Origin of the sequence: Maribacter sp. R86514, from assembly GCF_044597005.1 — a bacterium.
Lineage (GTDB): Bacteria > Bacteroidota > Bacteroidia > Flavobacteriales > Flavobacteriaceae > Maribacter.
On the sequence record NZ_CP138999.1, the window covers coordinates 1457274 to 1481419 of the forward strand.

At 34.8% G+C, this 24146-nt stretch carries 22 protein-coding genes; 13 read left to right on the forward strand and 9 right to left on the reverse strand.

Annotated features, from left to right (window positions below):
• Positions 1 to 74 precede the first annotated feature (74 nt).
• Positions 75 to 2132, reverse strand: coding sequence for a S9 family peptidase (locus tag SJY30_RS06600; protein ID WP_396634784.1), 2058 nt, complete (start codon positions 2130 to 2132; stop codon positions 75 to 77).
• Between the two features lie 125 nt (positions 2133 to 2257).
• Here SJY30_RS06600 and SJY30_RS06605 point away from each other — a divergent pair, with 125 nt between their 5' ends.
• Both SJY30_RS06605 and SJY30_RS06610 read left to right on the forward strand, forming a co-directional pair.
• Complete coding sequence (locus SJY30_RS06605; protein WP_036153701.1) at positions 2258 to 2584, forward strand: YbaB/EbfC family nucleoid-associated protein; 327 nt, start codon at positions 2258 to 2260, stop codon at positions 2582 to 2584.
• 41 nt (positions 2585 to 2625) lie between these two features.
• Positions 2626 to 3078 carry a thioredoxin family protein gene (locus SJY30_RS06610; protein WP_396634785.1) on the forward strand — a complete coding sequence of 151 codons (453 nt, stop codon included), beginning with the start codon at positions 2626 to 2628 and terminating at the stop codon, positions 3076 to 3078.
• A gap of 437 nt (positions 3079 to 3515) precedes the next feature.
• On the opposite strand, the gene SJY30_RS06615 is transcribed toward SJY30_RS06610, so the two are convergent.
• Complete coding sequence (locus SJY30_RS06615; protein ID WP_396634786.1) at positions 3516 to 4616, reverse strand: OmpA family protein; 1101 nt, start codon at positions 4614 to 4616, stop codon at positions 3516 to 3518.
• Positions 4617 to 4809: 193 nt separating this feature from the next.
• On the opposite strand from SJY30_RS06615, the gene SJY30_RS06620 reads away from it, so the two are divergent.
• Positions 4810 to 5124 carry a YegP family protein gene (locus SJY30_RS06620; RefSeq protein WP_396634787.1) on the forward strand — a complete coding sequence of 105 codons (315 nt, stop codon included), beginning with the start codon at positions 4810 to 4812 and terminating at the stop codon, positions 5122 to 5124.
• Here the strand turns inward: SJY30_RS06620 and SJY30_RS06625 are convergent.
• Together SJY30_RS06625 and SJY30_RS06630 are read right to left on the reverse strand one after the other, a co-directional pair.
• Entirely contained in the window at positions 5117 to 6139 is a 1023-nt protein-coding gene (locus SJY30_RS06625; RefSeq protein WP_396634788.1) for a threonine aldolase family protein, read from the reverse strand. The two genes, SJY30_RS06620 and SJY30_RS06625, sit on opposite strands and share 8 nt — an antisense overlap.
• An 18-nt stretch (positions 6140 to 6157) precedes the next feature.
• The gene (locus SJY30_RS06630; RefSeq protein ID WP_396634789.1) at positions 6158 to 8566 is read right to left on the reverse strand and encodes a zinc-dependent metalloprotease; all 2409 of its coding nucleotides are present in this window, start codon (positions 8564 to 8566) and stop codon (positions 6158 to 6160) included.
• A 194-nt stretch (positions 8567 to 8760) separates the two neighbouring features.
• Between SJY30_RS06630 and SJY30_RS06635 the strand changes: the two genes are divergently transcribed.
• The 7 genes from SJY30_RS06635 to SJY30_RS06665 all read left to right on the forward strand — a co-directional run bounded on the left by SJY30_RS06635 (position 8761) and on the right by SJY30_RS06665 (position 16720).
• Positions 8761 to 10224, forward strand: coding sequence for a circularly permuted type 2 ATP-grasp protein (locus SJY30_RS06635; RefSeq protein ID WP_396634790.1), 1464 nt, complete (start codon positions 8761 to 8763; stop codon positions 10222 to 10224).
• A 9-nt stretch (positions 10225 to 10233) separates the two neighbouring features.
• Positions 10234 to 11181 carry an alpha-E domain-containing protein gene (locus SJY30_RS06640; RefSeq protein ID WP_396634791.1) on the forward strand — a complete coding sequence of 316 codons (948 nt, stop codon included), beginning with the start codon at positions 10234 to 10236 and terminating at the stop codon, positions 11179 to 11181.
• 28 nt (positions 11182 to 11209) lie between these two features.
• Positions 11210 to 12061 (forward strand): transglutaminase family protein, encoded by an 852-nt coding sequence (locus tag SJY30_RS06645; protein WP_396634792.1) that lies wholly within the window; start codon positions 11210 to 11212, stop codon positions 12059 to 12061.
• Between the two features lie 64 nt (positions 12062 to 12125).
• A protein-coding gene (gene prfB / locus SJY30_RS06650; protein WP_396634793.1) for a peptide chain release factor 2 occupies positions 12126 to 13227 on the forward strand; the annotation gives its coding sequence in 2 pieces (ribosomal slippage) (positions 12126 to 12191 and positions 12193 to 13227; 1101 coding nt in all).
• Between the two features lie 64 nt (positions 13228 to 13291).
• Positions 13292 to 13636, forward strand: coding sequence for an arsenate reductase (glutaredoxin) (gene arsC, locus SJY30_RS06655; protein ID WP_396634794.1), 345 nt, complete (start codon positions 13292 to 13294; stop codon positions 13634 to 13636).
• 75 nt (positions 13637 to 13711) lie between these two features.
• A complete protein-coding gene (locus SJY30_RS06660) occupies positions 13712 to 14227 on the forward strand; it encodes a hypothetical protein (protein ID WP_396634795.1) in 516 nt (171 codons plus the stop codon).
• Entirely contained in the window at positions 14228 to 16720 is a 2493-nt protein-coding gene (locus SJY30_RS06665) for a TonB-dependent receptor domain-containing protein (RefSeq protein WP_396634796.1), read from the forward strand.
• Between the two features lie 63 nt (positions 16721 to 16783).
• Here the strand turns inward: SJY30_RS06665 and SJY30_RS06670 are convergent, their stop codons facing one another.
• On the reverse strand, positions 16784 to 16957 hold the full coding sequence (locus SJY30_RS06670) for a hypothetical protein (RefSeq protein ID WP_167333102.1): 174 nt from the start codon (positions 16955 to 16957) through the stop codon (positions 16784 to 16786).
• A gap of 172 nt (positions 16958 to 17129) precedes the next feature.
• Between SJY30_RS06670 and fumC the strand changes: the two genes are divergently transcribed.
• Entirely contained in the window at positions 17130 to 18530 is a 1401-nt protein-coding gene (gene fumC / locus SJY30_RS06675) for a class II fumarate hydratase (protein ID WP_396634797.1), read from the forward strand.
• A 68-nt stretch (positions 18531 to 18598) separates the two neighbouring features.
• On the opposite strand, the gene SJY30_RS06680 is transcribed toward fumC, so the two are convergent.
• Entirely contained in the window at positions 18599 to 19486 is an 888-nt protein-coding gene (locus tag SJY30_RS06680) for a hypothetical protein (RefSeq protein WP_396634798.1), read from the reverse strand.
• A gap of 155 nt (positions 19487 to 19641) precedes the next feature.
• On the opposite strand from SJY30_RS06680, the gene SJY30_RS06685 reads away from it, so the two are divergent.
• Both SJY30_RS06685 and SJY30_RS06690 read left to right on the forward strand, forming a co-directional pair.
• On the forward strand, positions 19642 to 20106 hold the full coding sequence (locus SJY30_RS06685) for a GNAT family N-acetyltransferase (protein WP_396634799.1): 465 nt from the start codon (positions 19642 to 19644) through the stop codon (positions 20104 to 20106).
• Between the two features lie 4 nt (positions 20107 to 20110).
• Positions 20111 to 20932: an MBL fold metallo-hydrolase gene (locus tag SJY30_RS06690; RefSeq protein ID WP_396634800.1), complete on the forward strand. Its 822-nt coding sequence runs from the start codon at positions 20111 to 20113 to the stop codon at positions 20930 to 20932.
• A gap of 189 nt (positions 20933 to 21121) precedes the next feature.
• Here the strand turns inward: SJY30_RS06690 and ettA are convergent, their stop codons facing one another.
• The 3 genes from ettA to SJY30_RS06705 all read right to left on the reverse strand — a co-directional run bounded on the left by ettA (position 21122) and on the right by SJY30_RS06705 (position 24105).
• Positions 21122 to 22813, reverse strand: coding sequence for an energy-dependent translational throttle protein EttA (gene ettA, locus SJY30_RS06695; RefSeq protein WP_396634801.1), 1692 nt, complete (start codon positions 22811 to 22813; stop codon positions 21122 to 21124).
• Between the two features lie 67 nt (positions 22814 to 22880).
• A complete protein-coding gene (locus SJY30_RS06700) occupies positions 22881 to 23057 on the reverse strand; it encodes a CAL67264 family membrane protein (RefSeq protein WP_167333101.1) in 177 nt (58 codons plus the stop codon).
• 76 nt (positions 23058 to 23133) lie between these two features.
• Positions 23134 to 24105: a Gfo/Idh/MocA family protein gene (locus tag SJY30_RS06705; protein WP_396634802.1), complete on the reverse strand. Its 972-nt coding sequence runs from the start codon at positions 24103 to 24105 to the stop codon at positions 23134 to 23136.
• Positions 24106 to 24146 lie beyond the last annotated feature (41 nt).

A 24146-nucleotide genomic window follows, 5' to 3' on the forward strand; every position in this document is an offset into this window, starting at 1 on the left:
GGGGATATCAATGTTTAATTATTATTAAAGAAATTATTTAAAATTTCAGTAGCAAATTTACAGTTTTTTTTCCACTATGCGATTTTCCCTTCTAAATCTAGAAGAAATGCATATTCCTTAGCTACCTCTCTTAATGACTCAAACCGACCAGAAGCACCGCCATGACCTGCCTCCATGTTGGTATTTAACATCAAAAGGTGGTCATCTTTTTTTAATTCCCTTAATTTAGCCACCCACTTTGCAGGTTCAAAGTATTGTACCTGAGAATCGTGCAACCCTGTTGTTACCAGCATATTTGGATATTCTTGAGCAACAACATTGTCATAGGGAGAATATGATTTCATATAATCGTAATATTCTTTTTCATTAGGATTGCCCCACTCATCATACTCACCTGTTGTCAAGGGTATGGAATCATCTAGCATAGTAGTAACAACATCTACAAAAGGTACCGCTGCAATAACGCCGTTGTAAATATCAGGTTGTAAATTGATTATCGCACCCATTAGCAGACCACCGGCAGAACCGCCCATTGCATACAAATGCTTGGAACTAGTCATTTTCTGTTCAATCAAAAATTTAGAACAATCGATAAAATCTGTGAACGTATTTTTCTTTTTCAAAAGTTTACCGGTTTCGTACCATCTACGTCCTAGATATTCACCTCCTCTAATGTGAGCAATGGCAAATACAAAACCGCGATCCAATAAACTCAACCTAACGGTAGAAAAATAAGGATCGATGGTAGAACCGTAAGATCCATACGCATATTGTAAAATAGGTGTATTTTCATCTAAGACAGTATCTTTTCTATAAACGATGGACATAGGTATTTTTTCACCATCTCTCGCGGTAGCCCACAAACGTTCTTCTTTATAATTTTCTTTATCGAACAATCCACCAAGTACCTCTTGTTCTTTTTTGATTTCCTTTGCCTTAGTTCGCATATTAAAATCGATTACAGAACTAGGTGTAGACATAGAATTATAAGAATATCTTAAAACCTCGGTATCAAAATCAGGATTATTACCCACATAAGCAGTATACGTTTCACTCTCAAAAGGTAAAAAGTACTCTGACGTTCCATCCCAACGAATAATTCTAATCTTATTAAGTCCGTTTTCACGTTCAGAAAGCACATAATACTCTTTAAAAATATCTATATCTTCTAGAAGCACATCTTTTCTATGTGGAATAAATTCTTGCCAATGCTCAGAAGAAGTCTTGTCCTCTGAGGTTTGCATCAATTTAAAATTCTCCGCCTTGTCCTTATTCGTTAAAATATAAAAGCTATTTTCATAATGAAAAATGGTGTATTCCAATCCGCGTTCTCTAGGCGAAAATATTTGAAACTCCCCATTGGGCGTATCCGTAGATAGAATTTGAAATTCAGAGGTTAAAGTACTGAACGAACCAATAACCAAGTATTTCTTAGATTTTGTTCGATATATAAATGTGCTAAACGTATCATCTTCCTCATGAAAAATCAATACATCTTCAGAAGTTGGAGTACCTAATTTATGCTTGTAAATTTTATCTGAACGCAGAGTAACCGGGTCTTTACGAGTATAAAACAATGTCTCATTATCATTTGCCCAAACTCCGCCACCAGTCGTATTTTCAATTTTATCATCTAGAACAACTCCTGTTTCAAGGTTTTTGATCTGTAAGGTATATTGTCTTCTAGAAACCGTATCTACCCCAAAAGCGGCCATTTTATTGTTCGGGCTAATAGCTATACCACCAAGACTAAAATAATCATGGCCTTTAGCCATATCATTACAATTGAACATGATTTCCTCTTCAGTATCTAAATTATTCTTAAATCTAGAGTATAGAGGATATTCACCTCCAATGACATATCTAGTGCTATACCAGTAATCGTTCAATTTATAAGGAACAGAAGAATCGTCTTCTTTGATCCTACCCTTCATTTCATGAAATAAATCTTCCTGAAAAACTTTAGTATGCTCGGTCAAGGCATCATAATACTCATTTTCAGCTTCTAGATAAGAAATAACATCTTTGTTTTCCTTATCATTCAACCAATAATAATTGTCTACCCGTACATCATCATGAATAACCAATTCTTTGGGAATTTTTTGCGCCTTTGGCGGTTGCTTAACACTCATACAAACTACATTATAAAATAAGACGGCAAAAATAAGACTAATTAACAGACCCCCGTTTTATTACAGTTAAAAACTAAAATGCCCCTATTTTTATTATTTTTACAACCTAAATTAAAAAAGAAATTATGTTCGGAGATATGATGGGTATGATGGGAAAGCTTAAAGAGACCCAAAAAAAAGTAGAAGAAACCAAAAAAAGATTAGATACAGTTTCTTTAGAAGAAAAGTCTAATGACGGTTTAGTTTCTGTTACCATAACAGCGAATAGAGAAATTAAGAAAATAGCAATAGACGACAGTCTTTTGCAAGATAAAGAGCAACTAGAAGATTATTTAATTCTAACGTTGAATAAGGCTATAAAAAATGCAACTAACGTAAACGAAACCGAATTAGCAGCTGTTGCTAAAGACGGAATGCCCAATATTCCTGGCATGGATTCGTTATTTAAGTAAGATTGGCAAGTTATTTGTAGTTAACCTTTTAAACATTAATTATGAAGTATTTTATTCTATTATTCATGATTCCGCTTTTTGCCTCGGCACAAGCTGACTTTAACAGCGTAGATGATTCTAAATGGCTTACCAATTACGACACCGCTATTTCAAAAGCCAAAAAGCAAAAGAAAAATGTACTGGTTTATTTTACGGGTAGCGACTGGTGTCCGCCATGTAAAATGCTAAAAACTGATTTGTTCGATACTAATGAGTTTCAAGAATTATCAAATAATTATATATTACTATATATTGATGTACCTAGAAACAGAGATTTAATATCAGAAAAGCAAATGGCTCACAATAAAGAACTTTTGACGAAACTGAATAAGAAGAAGGTGTTTCCAATGTTTAAAATTATAGATGCTAAAGGAAACGAACTAGACAAATTATCTGGCTACAGTATGAACGGTGTTATAGATTCTCACCTAAGACTTTTAGAAAAGAACAAATAAGAAAACATTACTAATAGATAAAAAGGGCTTACATCATGTAAGCCCTTTTTATGTTTATATACCTCTGTAAACCAGTTTTAAAATAAAGCTTTGACAAATATTCAATTGTCTTTACCATAATAACATAGATAACCTCAACGCTTACAACTTCATTACAAAGCTTAAACTCAACTACTGTATCATATACCTATAATTTACGAACATTATATTCAACTACACATCTGGCTAACTAAACCAAATTTTCGCACCATAGCTTTAATACCATTATTGTTAACCATGAAGCTATTTTCGAAGAATCTTTATGACCATAACCTATTGTGTATAGATTATACAATAGACCGTAAAGTAAAAAGCATTGTATATAAAGAATGGCAACTTTAACGCATAAAAAAAGGGCTTACATGATGTAAGCCCTTTTTCACTAAATAACTTAATTACTAGTTATTGATCAATCTAAATTGAGTTCTTCTGTTTACAGCGTGCTCTCTTGCAGTACAAGAAACACCATCACTACATCTGTTTAATAATTTAGTTTCACCGTAACCGTTAGCTACTAAAAGACTAGAGTTAACACCTTTAGAGATTAAGTAATCTGCAACCGCCTTAGCTCTTCTTTCAGAAAGGTTTTGGTTAGAAACAGCACCACCTTGAGAATCTGTATGAGAAGCTAATTCAACTTTAACACCAGGGTTTTGAGCTAATACAGGTAATAATCTGTTATCGATAATACTTTTTGCCGCAGATGTTAATGTAGCGCTACCAGAATCCCAGTTAATAGGTAATGCTTGGTACTCAACTAATGCACATTCTACTTCTTTCCATGTAGTTAAACCACCTTTTTCTTTTAAAACTTCTTTCGTAATCGTCGTAGTTTTAGCAGGAACTATTTCTTCAACCGTATAAGCATCTTTATCCAATACCGTTTTAGTAATCTCTCTGTATTCAGCAGGAATAATTTTCTCAACAACAGTTGCAGGAGAAATCAATACTGATTTAGTGTACGATCCATTTTTAGAACCTAATGGAGTACTTGTAGTAGATGCATCACTTGCAAGAACTTGAGTTGAAACTGTTTCAAATTGTGCAGGATACCCTTTGTAACACCAGTATCTACAATCATCTGGATTTCCAGACTCACAATCAGGAGCAGCAACGCCTAATTCCCATTGAGCATAAGCTGGCTTTATCTCTATTGTTTGTGTGCTAGGAGAAAAAGAAGCAGGGATTACCTGTAAAGAATTTCCACCTCCTTTAGATACATATGTTACAGTTTCTGTTCCCCACTTTGCAGGAACAACGGTAAGCACTTTTTCTTCTTCTCTTACTAGTACACGTTCTGTAATTGTCTTAAATGTAGCAGGAATCGTTTTTAAAATTTTGTACGACGGATTCGTTGTAATCGTAGTTGTTTCATTTACATAAACATCTGGAGTTGTACAACGAACATAACATTTACCAGGTTCTGGATTTGATGGCAGATCTTGTGCCATTGCGAAAGAAGCTGAAAATGCAACTGCTAGGAATAATACTTTCTTCATTTTTGATAAGGATTTTAATAGTTAATATTTGGCAATTTATGTTAATATTTTAACATTTGAATAAGAAAATACCTACTTTTTATAATCTTTCTCTTAACCAAAAGTTAAACGGATTAACTTCTCAATAGTTAAGACACAGTATTATTTAAAAAGTCACTGAAAAACAGAGAAATTATTATTTATCTTTATTGATATGATTAAGATTGACAAAAAGGAAGATGGGTTTTATCAGTTTATATTAAAGTCTGATAATGGTAACACATTATTGAAGAGCGTTTCGTTTAATACTGAGAACGAAATAGATAGCACTTTAAAGGATATAAAAACACTGAAGAACGCCAATGGTAAATTGTTCGAACGCAGAACAAATACCGATGGTAAATTTTTAGTCGAATTAAAAAATTCTAAAGGAAAAATAATTGGCTCCAGCGGACTTTATTCCTCTGAAGCCGGTATGGAAAATGGCATTTTAAACATATCCAATAGCTTAGATATAGATTTTAAATAGATTTCAATTGATGTAATAATTCGTTGTGCATGTCATCTGTATAATCTAAATGGGTAACCATTCTTAACTTTCCTTGACCCATACCTATGATCAAAATGTCTTTATCCTTTAAGGTATTTACAAATTGATCACTGGTCATAAAAGTTTCATCTATCTCAAAAATGACAATATTGGTCTCTATAGGCTCTACCTTTTTTATAAAAGATTTTGCGGCTAATGCTTTTCCTATTTCTTTTGCTTTTTTATGATCTTCAACTAATCTGTCAACATGATTGTCTAAGGCATAAATTGCAGCCGAAGCCAAAAAACCAGACTGACGCATACCACCGCCAAAAATTTTACGAATACGCAGTGCTTTATCCATATTCTCTTTAGTTCCGATCAACAAAGAACCTACCGGGCAACCTAAACCTTTGCTTAAACAGACACTAACAGTATCGAAAAGTTGACCATATTGCAACGCGGTCTCTTTCTTTTCTACCATGGCATTCCATAAACGAGCACCGTCTAAATGGTAACCTAATTGATGTTCATCACAAACTTTTCTTATTTTCTGTAATTCTTGAAAATCCCAACAAGTACCACCACCTTTATTCGCCGTATTCTCTACACATACCAAAGAAGTCAACGGACTATGATAAAAATCCGGAGGGTTAATTGCAGCTTCTACCTGATTAGCGGTCATTGTGCCCCTATCACCATCTACCAACCTACAAGAGACTCCGCTATTAAAACTTACTCCCCCACCCTCGTAATTATAGATATGCGCATATTTATCGCAAATCAATTGTTCACCAGGCTGCGTATGCAATTTAATTGCTGTCTGGTTGGTCATAGTACCACTAGGGAAAAACAACGCAGATTCCATTCCAAAAAGTTTGGCCGCTTTTTCTTCCAAAGCATTTACTGTGGGATCCTCTTTGAATACATCGTCACCAACTACTGCAGACATCATAGCATCTAACATGCCTGGCGTAGGCTTCGTTACCGTATCACTGATAAGATTAATTAGCATAAAAACTTTAAAATTGAATTAATGAAAACAACTCATCCCTATTGGTGAACCATCAGGAATCTTTGGCGAAGGTATCACTTTGAATAATTCTGGATGCTCACTAAAAGTTTTTATTCTTTTCACCATTTCTGCACTAATAGCATTTGATTTTGAATCGTTACTAAATTGAATACGCAACTCTTTTAATTTTTGAGATGCTATAGCATTTACCTGCGGATGCACATTTGTATGCCCTGCCAAGTTCATAATATGAAGCAACACCCTAAAATTGATAATAGTCTGTGCTTCGTTCAGGTAAGCATCTTTCTGTTTCTTATTAATAGTTGATGCTATCAATTTATCTAATACCTCTTCTAAACCAACATTATTGACATCAATAGCTTTTTGTTGAATAAGTCTAGACGCTTTCTCTGGATGCAACAAAAATTTCAATGTCATATCAGAAGCAGTTTCAACAGGAGACAATGCATCAAAAGAAACTCCTGTTTTACCATTAATAGATTCTCTCGTTCTAGGTGTTCCAAAAGATCTTGGCGGAAACAAGCTCAATTTATCTTTTGGTATGGCGATCTCACTGGCATCTAAAGTCTTCAAAACACTTTTTAATGCTTCCTCTTGAACGGTCTTATCTGCAATGGCCACAACTTCTTGTCCGTCACCTTTAACCGCATAATTATATTCTAATCCGCCTATAACTTTTGCCACACCTTCAGTTTGGTATCTATGAAAGAAATATAACGGAACAAAAACATCTTCTAAAACAGAATATGGCGTACCATCTTGAATATTATCAACAGAGAAATTATTAATAGCCACTTTACGCAACTTAAGAATATCATCTAACTCCTTACTTACATCCGTGCCATTATCCCATAAATGAGCTAGTACATGCGCACTACCCTGCGGACGTGCATCTTGATCGGTAATGTAACGTAGTCCATCAGCTTTAGCTTTATCTAAAATCTTATTTAATTCATCTTTCTCGTTATCCCCTTCATTGAAGCTCTGATAAGAATAGGCAACTGTTACTTTATCCCAATCTCCTATACCTACTTCATAAGCTTTAGAAAAATCCACCTTACCATCAACTAAAGTAAATTGCGGATGAGGATAATCCATCACAGAAGCTTTACCCGTTGTACTTGCCGCATAATTATGTGCAAAACCTAAAGTATGTCCAATTTCATGAGCCGATAATTGACGAATACGAGCAATAGCCATTTCTAACATTGGTTGGTAATTATCATTTCTTTCAGCAAAAGGTTTACTCATTAACGCTTGGGCAATTAAAAAATCTTGACGTATTCTCAAGCTACCTAAGCTTACATGCCCTTTCATAATTTCGCCAGTTCTTGGGTCTGTAATGCTACTTCCATAGCTCCACCCTCTTGTAGATCGGTGCACCCATTGAATTACATTATACCGAACATCTAAGGGGTCAGCATCATCTGGTAACATTCTTAATTGAAAGGCATCTTTATATCCGATTGCTTCAAAAGCCTGGTTCCACCAACGACCACCTTCCAAAAGTGCAGAACGTACGGGTTCTGGCGTACCATTATCTAAATAATAAATAATTGGCTCAACTGCTTCACTAACTGCAGCAGTAGGGTCTTTTTTCTCTAAACGGTGTCTTCTAATAAATTGCTTTAAAATATTAGATTCAACAGGAGTTGCATAATCATAATAATTAAAAGGAGATGATCCTGACCTTGGATCAAATACACGTTTTTCATATTTATCATCTGGCAGCTCAATAAAAGAATGATGCTCTGCAACGGTTAACAAACTAGCATTTGGAGCTACACTTCTTATATAGCCACCTTTTGCTTGTCCTTTAAAAGTCATGGTAACATCAAACTCTACGTTTTTCGGAAAAGCTTTGGTTCTATCTAAAGCAAATGCGCTTTTAGACTTATCTAAACTATACGAACCCTGTTCTGTTCTTTTTAAACGATTAGAGACACCGTGAGCATCTTGCATTAAAAAATCGGTAATATCAATAACATACGTACCGCCTTTCTCTTCTAAAATAGGAAAACCGAATAAAATGGATTTAGCAAAAGCCTGCTCTACAGATTTACGCTCTAATTCATTATCGGTAATCGCCCTATATTTCAAGTTTGGTTGAACCAACAAAAGTTTGTTACCAGCTTTCTTAAAAAACACTACTTGTTCATCTCCCAATTGACCTCGGTCTAAACCAATGTCATTACTACCAATTCCGCTACTTAACGAGTAGACATATAAAAACTCTTCATTTAAATTATCAACCTCTAAATAGATTTTGTCAGTATCGCCATCGTAATAAAAATCATAAAGCCCCTCGTACTTTATAAAGTTCTTCTTTTGATCACTAAACTGCGCCCTTGCTATATTAATAGATAGTAACACCAGACCAACCAGTAATGCGTAATTCTTTCTCATTTTCAATTAGATTTCTCTAAAAATATAGAAAAACTTACGAATGAAAGACAAGAGCAGCCAACTAAATTATAAATACCGTAGTTGTTAAAAATGCTGTGTGATTATTACAGAATAAAGAAAAAAGCTACCGATTATTACAAAAATGTCATTTGTTTATTGCTTTTTATCATGTACCTTTTAACAAAAGAATATATATGACCAACATTGAAAATCAAATTTTTTCTTCTTATCAAAGAAATCCAGATTTATATGATGAAATATATGATAAGAATGGAAAAATAAAAAAGGTATACAAAAAACTATTTAACCTTTATGGCGAACATTCTATTATTGATTATGTATCATTGAATAACAAAGCCAAGTCTTCTTTTTTCAATCAAGGAATTACTTTTCAAGTATATGGTGATAATAATGTACAAGAAAAAATTTTTCCTTTCGATTTATTCCCTCGAATAATAGACCCGGTAGATTGGGATATTATAGAACGTGGATCAATACAACGAAGTAAAGCCTTAAACTTATTTCTTTGGGATATTTATCATGACAAAAACATTCTTAAAGATAAGGTAGTACCTATAGAACTAATTACCTCTTCTGCCAATTACTTGGATCAAATGAATGGAGTAAATCCGCCCGGCGGAATTTACAATCACATTTCAGGAACAGACGTAATAAAACATAATGATGGTAAATATTACGTACTTGAAGACAACATTCGTTGTCCTTCAGGGGTAAGTTATGTTATATGTAACCGAACTGCATTGAAAAAAGCACTGTTTGGCGTGTTCAACCATTACCAAACCCATACCGTTACAAACTACGCCGAAAACTTATTAGAACTATTAGAATCGGTTAAACCTAAAGGTGTTGACATACCTAATGTAGTTGTCATTACCCCGGGCATGTACAATTCTGCATTTTACGAACATTCATACCTAGCAAAAACCATGGGTGTTGAACTGGTAGAAGGTCGTGACCTATTTGCAGAAAATGATTTTGTGTACATGAAAACTATAAAGGGACCAGAAAAGGTAGATGTAATCTATAGAAGAATAGATGATCAATTTATTGACCCCTTAGAATTTAATCCAGATTCCGTACTTGGCGTACCTGGTTTGTTTGCTGCTTACAAAAAGGGTAATGTAACATTGGCCAATGCTCCTGGTACAGGTGTTGCAGATGATAAGGCGGTCTACACTTACATGCCAGAGATCATTAAATATTACTTAGACGAAGAACCTATACTAAATAATGTACACACCTACCACTGTAGTAGACCAGACGAATTAAAATATGTATTAGAACATATACAAGAATTGGTTATTAAACCAGTTGATGAAGCTGGTGGTTACGGTATTTCCATAGGTAACAAACTTACCAAAGCAGAAATTGAAAAAGTAAAAGCCGAAATTAAGGCTAGCCCTAGAAAATATGTTGCTCAGCCAATATTGTCTTTATCTGTTCACCCAACATATATCGATGATTCAGAGTCTTTTGAACAACGACACGTAGATTTGAGAACGTTTACTGTACTTGGCAAGGATAAAGAATTTGTTCTAAAAGGCGGATTAACGCGAGTAGCACTAAAAAAAGGAAACTTAATTGTAAACTCTTCGCAAGGAGGGGGATCAAAAGATACCTGGGTATTAAAAAAATAAAGAAACTATATGTTAGCAAGAGTTGCCAATAATCTATTTTGGATGGGGCGTTATATCGAACGTTCTGAACACGTAGCAAGATATTTAAATGTAAATTATTTCTCTTCACTAGATGCACCAAATCTAAAATCTCAAGACCGCCAATTTGTATTGCGTTCTATGTTATTTATGGTCGGTGACCCAGAAAAAGAACCTAATAAATTTCTGAAGGAAGAAGATGTATTGTATAAAATGGGGCTTGATCAAAATTACAGCTCATCTATAATAAACAACATAAAATTTGCAAGAGAAAATGCCAATAGTGCTCGTGATTTAATTTCAACAGAGCTGTATGAAGCAATTAATAAATTTTACCATTTTGTAATAAACTACCCTAAAGAAGTATTTGTAAAAAACGGACTTCATGAATTTACTACTCATGTGGCTGAAATGACAGATATTCTAAGAGGGAAAATACGTGGTACGCTATTACATGATGCAACCTATGCGATCATTTCCATGGGTATAAACATTGAGCGAGCCACTCAAATTACTAGAATGATCAATGCAAAGTATAATGATGCATTATTATCTCAAGATGGTGAAAATGAAAGATTCAGAAAAAGTTTTGAATGGACAACATTATTAAAATGTGCAGAGTCTTATGATATGATGCGTAGGTTCTACAAAAAGACGCCAACAAGTATCTCGACATTGGAGTTTTTAATATTAAACCCTAACTGCCCTAGGTCTGTAATGAACTCTTTAAATCAAGTCAACCGACACGTAAAAATGCTTAACCCAGAAAAGAGATACAATAAAGATTCGACAGTCTTTCTAATTGGCAGGGTAAGATCAGAATATGAGTTTAAATATATTGAAGAAATAGATGAAGACATTAAATCATTTATAGAAGATATTCTAAAAAGTCTAGTTGACATAAGCGACAAGGTAGACGAGGAATTTTTTAATTATTAGGCCATTAAAATAAGGTATATTTGCTTTTATGCCGAGAGAATTTGAAATTACCTATAAAGCGGAAAATGTTTATGATGATTGGGTGTATGATGCACATTGGCAATTTTTAATAATTCCCGTTGAAAATGAAAGTCAGTACGAGGTCGAAATCGAGTTTGAAAACTCTTTATTTGCCCTTACCGAAGAATCTATTAACGGGTTTGGTTTTAAAACCCTTCGCATACATCCAAAGAAGAAATTTAAAAAAATCACTTTCGAAGCTAAATTCAAATTTAAAAAAGAAGAAGTCGACCCTTATAATTTCTACATAGAGCCTGATATCTCTATTGCATATAATCAATTGCAAGATTTTAATTTTAAAATAACCTATGAGCGTTTTTTAAAATCAACTTCTTTTACAATTTTAGAAAGTTCACAAGAACAGTTATTTAAATTCAACAGTTCTCACTCTATTTTTGATAATCTTGAAGCCCTTAATCAATGGATTTATAAGTACATTAAATTTACCACTGGCGTAACAGAAGTAGGCACCCCACTTAAAGATGTCATTTCTAAAAAGAAAGGAGTTTGTCAAGATTTTGCCCACCTATTTTGTGCATTATCAAGAACAAACGGTGTACCGACCAGATATGTTTCTGGATACCTTGATCAAGAAAGCGGGTTTGTTGGTGATTCTCAAATGCACGCTTGGGCAGAATCATTTATTCCCGGAATTGGCTGGAAAGGATTTGACCCCACTAATAATATTTTGGCAAACACCAACCATATAAAAGTATCTCACGGAAAAGACTACAATGATTGTGCGCCATTAAAAGGTATAATTCATACGGTCGGGCAAAATAAAACCTCTCACTCGGTAACTGTTCAAAGTCAACAATAAGTATTCTCAAGATATCTCTAATCATTATTTAAAAGAGTATTATTTTTACCCAAAATAGAATTATATGAACGTAAGTACAGACCACTACAAAGGTCTTATAGATCGCCTTGGTGCGTTAAGGAGGTATCTTTGACATTGATACCAAATTAATTGAAATAGAAAACGAGCAAGAAAAAACCTTGGCGCCTGATTTCTGGGATAATCCTCAAGAAGCGCAGGCACATATGAAATTTATCCAGTCTAAAAAACAATGGGTAGATGATTATAATGCAGCAGAAGTTCTAATTGCAGATCTAGAAGTGCTCATTGAATTCCAACAAGAAGGAGAGGTTACCGAAGCTGAAGTTGAAAGCCAGTACGAAAAGGCCTTGAATACTTTAGAGAAGATGGAATTTAAGAATATGCTGTCTGAAGAAGGTGATGAATTACCGGCCGTACTACAAATTACCGCAGGAGCTGGTGGCACCGAAAGCTGCGATTGGGCATCCATGCTTATGCGAATGTACATGATGTGGGCAGAAAAGAACGGCTACAAAATCAAAGAGCTCAACTATCAAGAAGGTGATGTAGCCGGTATTAAAACCGTTACACTACAAATTGATGGCGAGTATGCCTTTGGTTGGTTAAAAGGTGAAAACGGCGTACATAGATTGGTACGTATTTCTCCGTTTGATAGTAATGCCAAGAGACATACTTCATTTGCATCTGTATATGTGTATCCTTTAGTGGATGATAGCATAGAGGTAGATGTCAATCCTGCTGACATAACCATTACCACAGCTAGGTCTAGTGGTGCTGGCGGGCAAAATGTAAACAAGGTAGAAACCAAGGTTCAATTGACCCACCACCCTACAGGTATTCAAATTTCATGTTCAGATAGTAGAAGTCAACATGACAATAGAGCCACGGCAATGAAAATGCTAAAGTCTCAATTGTACGAGATAGAGCTACGTAAAAAGATGGAGGCACGTCAAGAAATTGAATCCTCTAAGATGAAGATTGAATGGGGTTCCCAAATCAGAAATTACGTTATGCATCCATACAAATTGGTAAAAGATGTAAGAACAGGTCAAGAAACCGGTAACGTTGACAATGTAATGGATGGCGACATAGACCAGTTTCTTAAAGCCTATTTAATGATGATGGGACAAAAAGATGAAGAATAAAACAGATAACCCTACTTGTTTTTAAATCAAGTAGGGTTATCTACATTTAAAATGAATAGAAATTATGATTAAAATATATCACAATTCTAGATGCAGTAAATCTAGAGAAGGGCTCAAAGTACTTGAAGATTCTGGCAAGAAATTTGAAGTAGTAAAGTATTTAGAAGACATACCAACAAAAGATGAGCTAAGAAATGTTATCAGTTGCCTGGGTATTAAGCCAATTAATTTAGTAAGGAAGTCTGAAGCAATCTGGAAAGAGAAATTCAAGCATTTACCATTAAATGACGAAGAAGTACTAGAGGCGATGATTACATACCCTAAATTAATTGAAAGACCAATTGTTATAAATGGCAACAGTGCGGTCATTGGTAGACCGGCTTCTAACATAGATGAATTATTAAAATAAAGATGAACATAAGTATCTTAACAAACAATTAACCATTTTCAGTTAAACCATCGTAAAACATTATAATCTAAACACATGAAAAACGTAATAAAATCTAGCAATATTAAGGTATTAGCATTGCTGTTAATTCTATTAGGAAGTTCTGAAATTTATGCACAGTACGGTTATGGCAATAACGGATATGGTTCGCGCGGCGGCTACGGTTATGGTAGACAAAGAAGTTCAATACCACAAGCACAAACACCAGCTGAAGAACCAAAACCCAAAACTGCTGAAGAATTGGTAGATGGTGAAATGCCAAGAATTACCGAGGCGCTTGCACTAAATGAATTTGAACAGGCGGTATTAAGCTCTGTTTTAAAGAAATATGTACAAGAACGTATAGAAGCTCAGATATTAAAGCTTCCGCCAGAGAAAATGGCTGAGGTATATGAGAATATTACGAAAAGGCAAGACGAAGAATTAAAAGCCGGTTTGCCATTAGAAAAGTATGAAGCTTTTGTTGCACTACAAAAAGATGGTGTTTCAAAAACTTTAAAGAAGAACAAAAAGAAGAAAAAAGAAAAACGAAAGAAATCTAAAACTGACTAAATGAAACGACTTTTCCCTTTACTCCTACTCTTAGCACTATCATTCAATTACACATATAGTCAACGACCGGGAGGAAACCGGGAAAGAGGTCCAATTTTTATCACAGGCAAGGTTATTGACAAAGATGACAACCTACCTTTAGAATATGCTACCTTAGTACTACAAAGTGTAAACAAACCAGATCAAATTACGGGTGGTATCACAGATATAGATGGTAATTTTAAAGTAGAAGCCACGCCTGGCAAATACAATATCTCCATTGAATACATTTCTTATAAAACATACAAGCTACCTAATCAAACACTAACAAAATCTACAGATTTAGGCACCGTTAAACTTGCTTTAGACGTTGCTCAATTAGAGGCTGTTGAAGTAGTTGGCGAAAAAACTACGGTAGAAGTTCGGCTAGACAAAAAGATATACAATATTGGTAAAGATTTAACCAATAGTGGTGCAACCATTACAGATGCCTTAAACAATGTACCGTCTGTTGATGTAGATGTTGAAGGTGCTATAAGTCTAAGAGGTAATGAGAATGTTAGAATACTAATCAACGGAAAACCATCTGCGTTAGCAGGTTTTGGCTCTACCGATGCTCTTACGCAACTTCCCACAGATGCTATTGAAAAAGTTGAGGTTATTACAAGTCCATCTGCAAGATATGATGCTGAAGGTACAGCCGGCATCTTGAACATTGTACTTAAAAAAGAAAAGACATTAGGTTTCAATGGCTCTGTAAACACAACTATAGGTTACCCTGTTAATAGTGGTATTTCTGTCAATGCAAACTTACGTACAGATAAGTTTAACTTATTCAATACCACAGGGTATAACTACAGAGACGCACCAGGGAATGCTTTTTATGACAATACCTACTCTTCTGGAACATACGACAGAATTATTGAAGACAGAGATTATAATAGATTAAGAAAAGGATTCAATACCAACTTAGGATTAGAATATTTCTTAACCGAGTCATCTTCTATTACCGGTAGTGTTTTTTATAGAACTTCTAAAAGTGAAGATGAAACCGCCAATACAAACCAAAGGTTCATAAGCAATGCATTGGATAGTGAAACATTTAGAAGTGAAGATGAAAGCGAAGATGACAACAACTATCAATTTTCTTTGAATTATGTGAACGATTTAGATGATGATGGTCAAAAGCTAACCGTAGACTTACAATATTCTAAAGGAGAAGAAGAAAAATTCAACATCATTCAAGAAAATAATACATTACCAAATGATGATTTAATTGTTTTAGAAAATGTCTACGAAGAAGAAACCGATAACGAGTATTTAGTACAAGCAGATTATGTACTACCAATGGGTGACGCTCAATTTGAAGTTGGCTATAGAGGTACTTTTGAAGAAACAGGCACTGACTATCGCTTAGATTCCTTAAACCAGGCAACAGGTTTATTTGATATTAATGAAGATCTTACCAATCTATTTACTTATACAGAAAATGTAAACGCATTATACACGCAGTATGGTAACAAATTTGGAAAGTTCTCTTTCTTATTGGGATTACGATTAGAAAATACCCAGTTAAAAGGAGAGTTAACATCACTGTATGACACCAGCGAACTAGAAGATCAATTAGGCGTTGACGTAGAAGCAAATTTTGATAAAAATTATTTAGGTCTTTTCCCCACAGTGAATTTTATATATGAATTGGCAGAAAATGAAAATATTTCATTGGGTTACAACAGAAGAATAAACAGACCTAGAGGTAGATATGTAAATCCTTTCCCATCAAGGTCAAGTAGAACAAATATCTTTCAAGGCAACCCCGATTTAAATCCCGCGTTCTCAAATGCTTTTGATCTTGGTTATTTGAAAAGATGGGATAAAATCACTCTGACTTCTTCTATTTATTACCAAAGAGAAACGGATTCTTTTGAGCGTGTTCAAGAAGAAACAGGGCAAATCACTACAGATGGTATTGAAATTATTAGATCTATTCCTATCAACCTATCTACAAATGACAGAATAGGCGTTGAGGCAGGGGTATTATATAGCGCAGCAAAATGGCTACGTTTAAATTCTAGCTTTAATTTTTTCCAGTTTTCTACCGAGGGAGATTTCAATGGTGTAGATTACGGAACAACAAATACAAGTTGGTTTGCTAGATTTAGCTCAAAGGTTTCTCTACCAGCTAAAGTAGACTGGCAAACTAATGCATTCTATAGAGGACCGTCGTCAACCGCACAAACTGAAAACGGAGGTATATTCTCATTGAACTTAGCTTTTAGTAAAGATATTTTGAACGATAATGGAACACTTTCACTTAATGTAAGCGACCTATTAAACTCTAGAAAAAGAACATCTTATACAGAAACGGAGTTCTTCACTTCAGACAGTGAATTTCAATGGAGACAACGCCAAATAACTATGGGCTTTGTATATCGTTTTAATCAACCAAAGGAACGTAATAAGGGTAATAGAGGTGGGAACAACGGTGATGACGGTGATGAAATAGAAGGATAGAATTATAAAACAAGACATAAAAAAAGGAGCCAATAGGCTCCTTTTTTTATTATACTTTTTTATCTATGCTTCTCTTGCGGCTTTTTTCTTGTCGCGTCTTTCTTTCAATAACTCCATAATGTTACCACCTAACCAGTAAGGGACAACAAATAATAACAAAAACATCATTAGCCAAAAACCTATAGTTAATATGGTTAAAAAAGCTAAAAATCCTAAATATTGGTCAAAATCAAACATATCTTCTTACTTATATATTACAAAGATACCATAAACGAATTATTTTTTGCAAACGTTCTGCAAAATTAATTTTACTTTTCACAACAAAGTTGTCACAATAAAAATAAATGTAAACCTTATTTTTGGGGCGATATTAATAAGTTAACTTAAGATTCATATAAATTATAAGATTATGGAGTTCAGAATCGAAAAAGATACCATGGGTAATGTTGAGGTTCCCAAAGACAAATATTGGGGAGCGCAAACAGAACGTTCTAGAAATAATTTCAAAATTGGTCCTTCGGCATCAATGCCTTTAGACATAGTTTATGGCTTTGCATATTTAAAAAAATCTGCTGCATATGCCAATTGCGAACTTGGCGTATTAACATCAGAGAAAAGAGATTTGATAGCACAGGTTTGCGATGAAATATTAGAAGGCAAGCATGATGACCAATTTCCTTTGGTAATATGGCAAACAGGTTCTGGTACACAAAGTAACATGAACGTAAATGAAGTAGTTGCCAACAGGGCTCATGAAATTGCTGGCAATGTAATTGGTGAAGGCGAAAAAACAATTCAACCAAATGATGATGTAAACAAATCGCAATCATCAAATGACACCTTCCCTACCGGTATGCACATTGCTGTGTATAAAAAGGTAATTGAAGTTACCATACCTGGTGTCACTCAATTAAGAGATACACTTCAGAAAAAATCTGTTGAATTTAAGAACGTAGTCAAAATAGGTCGTACGCATTTAATGGATGCTACTCCCCTAACCTTAGGTCAAGAGTTTTCAGGATATGTTTCTCAATTAGACCATGGTTTAAAAGCACTGAACAATACACTTGCCCATTTAAGTGAACTTGCTTTAGGAGGAACTGCTGTTGGCACAGGTTTAAATACTCCTGAAGGATACGATGTTTTGGTCGCCAAATACATTGCAGATTTTACAGGTTTACCATTTATTACTGCTGAAAATAAATTTGAAGCTCTTGCTGCACATGATGCCATTGTTGAAAGTCACGGCGCATTAAAGCAATTAGCAGTTTCATTGAATAAAATAGCCAATGATATTAGAATGATGGCTTCAGGTCCTCGTTCAGGTATAGGTGAAATCATTATTCCGGCAAATGAGCCAGGTAGTTCTATTATGCCCGGAAAAGTTAATCCTACGCAATGTGAGGCGTTAACTATGGTTTGTGCACAAGTTATGGGTAATGATGTTGCCGTTAGCGTTGGTGGCACGCAAGGTCATTATGAATTAAATGTTTTTAAACCAATGATGGCTGCAAATATTTTACAATCAGCACAATTAATCGGTGATGCCTGCGTAAGTTTTGAAGAGCATTGTGCCGCTGGTATAGAACCAAATCATGATGTAATTAAGGAGTTATTGAATAACTCACTTATGTTGGTTACTGCCTTAAATACCAAAATCGGGTATTACAAAGCTGCTGAAATTGCAAATACTGCACACAAAAACGGTACAACGTTAAAAGAAGAAGCTGTAAATCTAGGTTATGTTTCTGCTGAAGATTATGATGAATGGGTAAAACCTGAAAATATGGTCGGTAGTTTAAAAGACTAATTACAACTTTCCGGAATAAAAAAAGGCGACCAATTGGTCGCCTTTTTTATTATATGCTTTTAAAACTATTACTTCAACATGAATTTAGAGGTACCCAATAATTTTAATTGATCGTCATATACGTTTACCATGTAATTACCATCTTTAAAATCACCAGAAGGCTTACTGATATAATCACATACATCTAAAGATTTGTTCTCGTAGTAGAAACCAGTTTGCTTACTATAAGTAATAGAAGCTCCATTATCATTTGTCATAGAGTTGCTACCACCAAGTACATTACCTTGAGGATCTAAAACCTCTAAGAAAAATTCTCTGTCACCAGCTTGTGCAATTACGTTATCGGCTACAGTAAAACAAATTTTAAATTTATCAGTTGCTCTAGCTCTTTGTGTAGAAACCAATTTACCACTGTTACGCTCTTTAACTGCATCTACATTAAATTTAGATAGGTTCAACGCAGAACCTTTTTCAACTACTTGAGCCAAGTTTGTGTTTTGTACTACTAAAGAATCATTAAATACAGTTTGCTTCTCCAATTCAACGTACGTACTGTCACGTTGCATAGCAATAGCAGTATTAGAACGTGTTAAAGAATCTACTTGCTTCAATAATTGCTCTCTTTCAGCTTTAAGAACACCAACTTGTCTTCTATATCTAGATAAAGATCCAATATCGGCTTTCATAGTTTTTACAGAGTCAATATATTTTGCAATATTATCTCTAGCGCTTACCAACTCCTCATTAGTGGCGTTGCTTTCTAAAATAGCCTTATCATATTCCGATTTTAAGCTATTTAAATCTTCAACTACCAATTCTTTTTCTTTGGTAAGTACTACTTCAGTCTTCTTTTTGTCTTGGTAAAGACTAACTGTGTAAATGATAGTACCTAAAAGCACAACACCTAAAAGAGCGGTCAAAACCTTTAAGCCATTGTTGTTTTTTGTTTCAGTCATAATGTTTAATTTAATAAAGTGTCTGTTTGTTCAGTTTATATACGTGGTAATTCAAATTTTAGATTTTTTATTGTTAAATTAATTTATAAACCTTGGCAGTGACTATATAATATGACATACCTTAGTTGACAAGTTAAAAAAAACACCTTAAAACCATGCTTAGCATTGTGCTTTACGAGCCTAAATATACTCAAAACTTTAGAGATTTGAATATTGCCTGGATTACTGAATATTTCAAGGTCGAAGAAAAAGACAGGGAGTTATTGGAATATAGTCAATCTACCATTATTGATAAAGGCGGATATATCTTTATTGGATTATGGAATAATGAACCCGTTGGATGCTTTGCATTGATTAAAAAGAAGGCCAATCGTTATGAATTGGGCAAGATGGCAGTTGACAAAAAACATCAAGGTTTAAAAATCGGACAAAAAATGCTAGTTCATGCTATAGAATTTTCAAAGACTAAAAAATGGGAAACTCTAGAATTATACTCTAGTACCAAATTAGACCCCGCACTGCATATATATAAGAAATTCGGTTTTAAAAATGTGCCTTTGGAAGATAATTTAGAGTACCTTCGATCAAATATTAAAATGGAACTAACACTTTTAACGTAACATAATGAAAATAAATAAATTGCTTGTTTTACTAATATTGGGATCTATGACATTTGCATGTAAAGATGCCAAAAAAGCAGAGAACGATGTAGACACTACAACCGAAATTGAAGAAAGCAAATCGGTTACCGAAATAATTAACGAGCGCAAATCAGCAGACATTAAAATCACTCCCATAGAACATGCAACGGCAGTCTTAGAATGGAACGATGTTGTCATTTATATTGATCCAGTAGGCGGAGCTGTTGCTTTTGAAGGTCAAAAGAACCCTACCCTAATATTGATTACCGATATACACGGTGATCATTTAAACGTAGAAACCTTAAATGCCCTAAACACTTCTAACGCCACTTTTGTAGTACCACAGGCGGTTGCAGATAAATTACCTAAAGAATATTCAGAAAAATTGGAAATTATGGCAAATGGTACTAATACAGAACTTAACGACATTACCATAGAAGCCATACCCATGTACAACTTAAGAAAAGAGGCTTTAAAATTTCATGAAAAAGGACGCGGTAACGGTTATGTTCTTAATATTGATGGTCAGCGTATTTATTTCTCTGGAGATACCGAAGATATTCCTGAAATGCGTTCTTTAAAAAACATAGATAAAGCTTTTATATGTATGAACCTACCATATACTATGACAGAGGAAAGTGCTGCTGCTGCCGTTTTAGACTTTAAACCTAAACAAGTATATCCTTATCATTACAGAGGCAAGCCAGATGTTAGTGATGTTGCAAAATTTAAGCAATTAGTAGATGCAGGCAACCAAGATATTGAAGTAATACAATTAGATTGGTACCCTAATGAGGAATACTAATTTAAGCTGTTAGCTGTTAGCTGTTAGCTGTTAGCTGTTAGCTGTTAGCTGTTAGCTGTTAGCTGTTAGCTGTTAGCTGTTAGCTGTTAGCTGTTAGCTGTTAGCTGTTAGCTGTTAGCTGTTAGCTGTTAGCTGTTAGCTGAAAATAAAAAAGCCCGCAATTGCGGGCTTTTTTATTTTGATTATTTATTATCTAATCAGTTTCTTGTATTTGATTCGCTTTGGCATAAGATCTCCACCTAGTCTCTTCTTCTTATTCTCTTCGTAATCAGAGAAAGACCCTTCAAAGAAATACACTTGAGAATCACCTTCAAAAGCCAAGATGTGTGTACAAATACGATCCAAGAACCATCTATCATGCGATATTACCACTGCACAACCAGCAAAGTTTTCTAAACCTTCTTCCAATGCACGTAGCGTATTCACATCCAAATCATTGGTAGGCTCATCTAATAGAAGAACGTTGCCTTCTTCTTTTAAGGTCATTGCCAAGTGCAAACGGTTACGTTCACCACCAGATAACATATTCACTTTTTTATTCTGCTCACTACCTGAGAAATTGAATCTGCTTAAGTAAGCACGAGAATTCACTTGCTTACCACCCATCATCACCAATTCTTGCTCATCACTAAAATTCTGCCAAATGGTTTTTTCAGGATCAATATTAGAATGACTTTGATCAACATATGCAATTTTAGCTGTTTCACCAGTTTCAAACTCCCCTTTATCAGGAGTTTCCTCACCCATGATCATTCTAAATATCGTAGTCTTACCGGCACCGTTTGGTCCAATAATACCAACAATACCAGCTTGCGGTAATTTAAAGTTCAAATCTTCATATAGCAACTTATCGTCATAAGCCTTACTTACTCCTTTCGCTTCAATAACATTGGTACCTAAACGTGGTCCGTTAGGAATATAAATTTCAAGTTTTTCATCAAGCTGTTTCTGATCTTGACTCATTAACTTATCATAATTCTTAAGACGTGCTTTTTGTTTGGTTTGCCTGCCTTTTGCACCTTGACGCACCCAATCAAGTTCTCGCTCCAATGTTTTCTGCCTTTTAGAAGCTGTTTTACTTTCTTGAGCCATGCGCTTAGACTTTTGATCCAACCAAGAAGAGTAATTTCCTTTCCAAGGAATACCTTCACCTCTATCCAACTCTAAAATCCAACCGGCAACATTATCCAGAAAATACCTATCGTGTGTTACGGCTATAACCGTTCCTTTGTAAGACGCCAAATGATGCTCTAACCAGTGTACAGATTCTGCATCCAAGTGGTTGGTAGGCTCATCTAACAATAAAATCTCTGGCTCTTGAAGCAGTAATCTACATAAAGCTACCCTTCTTCTTTCACCACCGGACAATACGGCAATTTTCTTATCTGAATCTGGAGTACGTAAAGCATCCATTGCAATTTCTAACTTGGTATCAAGTTCCCAAGCGTTTGCAGCATCAATTTTATCTTGTAACACAGCTTGTTGATCCATCAACTTCTGCATTTTGTCTGCATCTTCATATACTTCAGGAAGACCGAACATATCGTTTATCTTATTGTATTCATCAAGAATAGCAACTGTTTCTGCAACTCCTTCTTTTACAATCTCTAATACGGTCTTGTTTTCATCGAGTTCAGGTTCTTGTTCTAAATACCCAACTTTGTAACCTGGTGAAAAGACAACATCACCTTGAAAGTTCTTATCTACTCCCGCAATTATTTTCAGTAAAGTAGATTTACCAGACCCGTTTAAACCTAAGATTCCGATTTTGGCACCATAGAAAAAACTTAAGTAAATGTTCTTTAAAACTGGGGTGTTAGCGTTTTTATAGGTTTTCGTAACTCCTGACATGGAGAAGATTACCTTTTTATCGTCTGACATAAAATTATAGTGTTTAGTAAAAAATTATCATGCAGTAGAAGATCCTTACTACTGATTAAATTATTAATTATACTCTACCCTTAAGTGCGTTGAACACCCAAGCAATAGCGAAAAAACCAATTCCGACGGATGCAAAACCCCAACCAGCAACTTGATCATAGCGAAAAGCCCCTAATGCAATTAGTGCCAGACCTACAAAAATCATAATAAAAGTAGCCCAAGTGAGCACAGTATTCTTGTTCATTTTCGAGTTGATTAAAATTTAAGCGAACGTCAAATATCGTAAATTTTAAGACATTTGTCCACTATTAGCCCTGCTATTATTCAAACGGAAACTTAATTCCTGTTATTTTTCGTACAGAATCCATAATCTCAATTAGATCCAAAGTATTTTGGTGATTCCATAAACCGCTCTCCTTCTTTCCTGAATTTAAACAATCATGAACTTCCTCAATTTCATGCACATACCCTTTACCCCTCTTTCCTACTTCATAAGAAATTGTTTCCCCATCTTTTTCTAAAGTGTAACCTGTAGACTCATGCCATCTGGGGTGAATAAAAATAGAACCTTCGCTACCGGCAATTTCAGACTTTTTTTCTGAATTAGAATTAAGTCCGCTATACAATAAAGCCTGTGCGTTATCATAATTAAAAATCATACTGCACTGTATCTCCACTCCCGTTTTGTAGAAGTTGGCCGTTGCTTTAATATCTATTGGTTTACCTAACATCAAATAAGCTAAAAATATGGCATAGATACCTATATCCAATAAAGAACCACCTGCAAGATCAGGGTTCAACAATCGACCTTCTTCATCTCTATCAAGTGCATAAAAAGCAAAATCTGAATGTAAATATCCAATGTCGCCAATAGTTCCATTATCTACCAGTTCTTTCACCTTTTTGATAGTAGGATTAAAACGTGACCATAAGGCTTCCATTAAGAAAACATTGTTTTCCTTAGCCACGGTAATCATCTTTTCGACCTCTACTTTGTTTACACCCATTGGCTTTTCACAAAGTACAGCATTACCCGCCTTCATTGCCGCAATACTTAAATCTGCATGTGACGTATGTGGAGTTGCCAAATAAATAATATCAGCCGTACCGCTTTTAAATAGATCTTCATAACTACCAAATGCATTGGGTGCACCATATTCATTTGCAAAATTTTGTGCCTTCGATAAGCTTCTAGATGCAACGGAAACCAATTTACCACCATCTACCAAAGCCAAATCTTTTGAAAAACTATGGGCAATGTTACCTGCCCCAACAATACCCCACTTTATCATACTTTTTGTTTTTGTTGCATGAACACCAAAATTAACTCCTT